We start from the raw sequence: 1,268 nt of genomic DNA, 5'->3' as shown, positions 1-1,268 counted from the left end.
AATAAATAGTGCCCCGGAAAGCTTCCTGGGACTAAAGTTCAAGGCAATTGGAGGCTGTTCCGCCAGCCTATCCAATAACCGGTACTAATGGCGATCATGCGAAATAGAAATACCGCAAAGGGCAACGGGCCAGGGAGATGATCCAATGAGTCCGGAATTAATGCTAAAATGGACGAGCACCCGAGATAAGTCCTATGTAAGCTTATGTGCCGGGTGCTCTGTAGTGGCTCCTTACCTTATTTGAGAAACCCCTACTAATAGAGTGTATGTGTATGTAATGAGTTTATGACTGTTAATAGGGAAGGCACCGAAGTTTGTCCACCAACCAACGGTTCGGTTTAAAAAGGGAAAAAGAAAAGCGAAGAGATCTCCCAAGCCTCTTCGCAGCGACGTTAAATTATAATATTAATGAAAATCAACGTTTATTCTTTTTTTGTATCGGTTTTTTCTTTGGGAATCCTGACTTCCAAGATACCGTTCTTGTAAGTGGCTTTTGTTCCACATGAAAAAAGCAAAACAGGGTATATTATGGCTTGAACTGGTAGGAGGTTATAGGGATGCAAGGAACTGTTAAAATGATGCTATTTTTGATAAATTTTTTTATAATATTGTGGTTGGCAACTAATAACTTTTTAGCCAACTCAAATGACGGGATGTCAGCTAGAAGGCCCGAACAGTCTATAATTGTGTCGGCTCCAGCTTCTGAAATTCAACCCGGAGACATCCTTTTAATAAGTGGTAATACTTTGGTGGATAAAATAATTAAGTTAGTGACAAGAAGCCCTTATAGCCATGTTGTAGGTGTGGTTAACCCCAATCAAGTAGTAGAAATTCTTCCTTTGTCAACAGTAAGGTTAAAAAAAATACAGGATTATACTGGACGTGCTGACGTGTTCACTTGTGAACGATTATCCAACGATGACCGAAGAAAGATTATTAGCTTTGTGACGGGGAAGATCGGGTCCTCATACGACTACTACTTGATAATCTGGGAAGCCTCACGCTACTTGTTTAACTGGGTATGGCCCTACGACAACAAGGATAGTAGCCTTTGCTCAACACTTTGGTCAGAAGCCTACCGCAAGGCCGGAATTGATTTATGTCCTGACGTTAAGTTTCCTGTACCGGGGGATCTTGCAAAGTCAAGATATTTACATAAAGTCGAATTTGATAAAACTATCAAACATTAATATAGCATTTTTAATGAAAAAAGACATCGGAACAAACCGAAAAAGGCTAGAATTGGCAATTAAAAATTTCAGTGTATA

Annotated in this window: 1 protein-coding gene; it reads left to right on the top strand. The window is 39.8% G+C overall.

What is annotated here, in order from left to right:
- Positions 1-557: 557 nt before the first annotated feature.
- Positions 558-1,190, top strand: a complete 633-nt coding sequence (locus UF75_RS25660; RefSeq protein ID WP_045577344.1) for a hypothetical protein — start codon at positions 558-560, stop codon at positions 1,188-1,190.
- The last annotated feature ends 78 nt before the right edge of the window (positions 1,191-1,268 follow it).

The sequence above is a fragment of the Desulfosporosinus sp. I2 genome (assembly GCF_000960765.1).
Lineage (GTDB): Bacteria > Bacillota > Desulfitobacteriia > Desulfitobacteriales > Desulfitobacteriaceae > Desulfosporosinus.
This window is presented reverse-complemented; position numbering and strand designations above follow the sequence as displayed.